This window comes from Neisseria sp. HMSC70E02 (assembly GCF_001838645.1).
Taxonomy (GTDB): domain Bacteria; phylum Pseudomonadota; class Gammaproteobacteria; order Burkholderiales; family Neisseriaceae; genus Neisseria; species Neisseria macacae.
The window spans coordinates 180,367-181,910 of sequence record NZ_KV838080.1 but is presented as its reverse complement, the minus strand read 5'-3'; the positions used below and the strand labels follow the sequence as shown (position 1 = coordinate 181,910).

Genomic DNA, 1,544 nt, shown 5'->3' with positions numbered 1-1,544 from the left:
TATTGTACTATTTTGTTTTTAATTTACTATAAAAGATCGTGCAACCGAACAGCTTGCCAAACAGCGCATTGCTGACGGCGCCAATCTTGCGCAACAGTTTGGTGTCAGCGGTGTACCGTTTGTGGTGGAAGAAGCCGGGCAAGGTTGGAGGCAAATCCGCACGGAAAGCTTGTGGTAAAAGGAAGGGGCGAAAGCCCTTTTTTACAGCCGTAACTGGCTGTTTTTGATTTTTCAGACGACCTGTTGTGTCGTAAAAGTAGAGGGTGGATTTGAGTTGCTTGCTATATATGCGGAAGCAAGAAACCAGTGCATCAGTTGATTATAGTGGAATTAACATAAATCAGGACAAGGCGACGAAGCCGTAGACAGTACAGATAGTACGGAACCGATTCACTTGGTGCTTCAGCACCTTAGAGAATCGTTCTCTTTGAGCTAAGGAGAGGTAACGCCGTACTGGTTTAAAGTTAATCCACTATAAAAGGTCGTCTGAAAACCTGATTGGGCGTTTTTAGACGACCTTTGCTTTGCCGGTAAAGATTCGGGCTGCTTACGGACGGTTGGCTGCGATATGGTAGCGCGTTTCAAATGCGGCTTCTTCTCCCGCGTCCAGCTTGATTAACCCTAAGCCGTTGTTAAAACAGTCGGGTGCGCCGCTGAGGTTTTCGATGGCGATGGTGTCGCGGGTCGATGGGGTGAAGATTTGCAGGTAGGGATAGGATGCGTCGGGGTAAATGCTCAGGGTCAGTCCGTTGCCTGAAAGCGTACAGGCGGCGGGTTTGCTGCGTGCCAAGACAAAGCTGTTGTCCAATTCGATGCCTGCCAGGCTTGAGGTCGTCTGAAAACGGGTGTCGTTGATCATGCTGCCGTCGGGAACTAAATCGGCATCGAAGCCCAAGCGTTTGCTGCTGTCGATTTCCAGTGACCAATCGTCGGTTTTGCCGCCCAGTGTGAAATAGGGGTGCCAGCCGTCTGCGAGCGGCATGGCGGTTGCGCCTTGGTTGCGGACGGTGGAGCGGATGCTTAAACCGTCTGCGCTGAGGCGGTAGCGGACGGTCAGGCTGAAGGGGAAGGGATAGCCGCTGTCGTCTTGTGCGTAATCTGCGCGGATTTCGACTTCGGCGGATTGGCTGTCGGCGTGGCTGTTGACGAGGGCGAACTCGCGATCATACATCAAACCGTGTGCCGCGTGTTCGGCAAGTTTGAATTTGCCGCACTGATACGCTTTGCCGTCAAAGCTGTATTTGCCGTGGCGCAGGCGGCAGGCGTACGGGCTGAGCTTGCCGCTGCGGAACCATTCGGTCAGGCTCTCGCGGGCATGTTGCGGGGTGTCGTAGGCTTTGACGATGTTGAACCATGTGCCGTCGGGACGGCGGATTTCGTAGCGGTTGAGCAGCCCGCCGTAAAGATAAATTTCCGCACACAAATCGGCTGAGGCGAGCAGCAGGCGGTCGTTGTCGGTTTTGAGTGTGAACATGAAGCGGCTCCTGATGGTGGTTGAGACAGGGTGTATAAAAGGTCGTCTGAAAAGTTTTCAGACGACCTTT

At 53.0% G+C, this 1,544-nt stretch carries 1 protein-coding gene; it reads right to left on the bottom strand.

The genetic code is table 11. The features are described 5' to 3' along the window. Nucleotides 1–547: 547 nt before the first annotated feature. Nucleotides 548–1,474 carry an aldose 1-epimerase gene (locus HMPREF3277_RS04895; RefSeq protein WP_070870198.1) on the bottom strand — a complete coding sequence of 309 codons (927 nt, stop codon included), beginning with the start codon at nucleotides 1,472–1,474 and terminating at the stop codon, nucleotides 548–550. Nucleotides 1,475–1,544 lie beyond the last annotated feature (70 nt).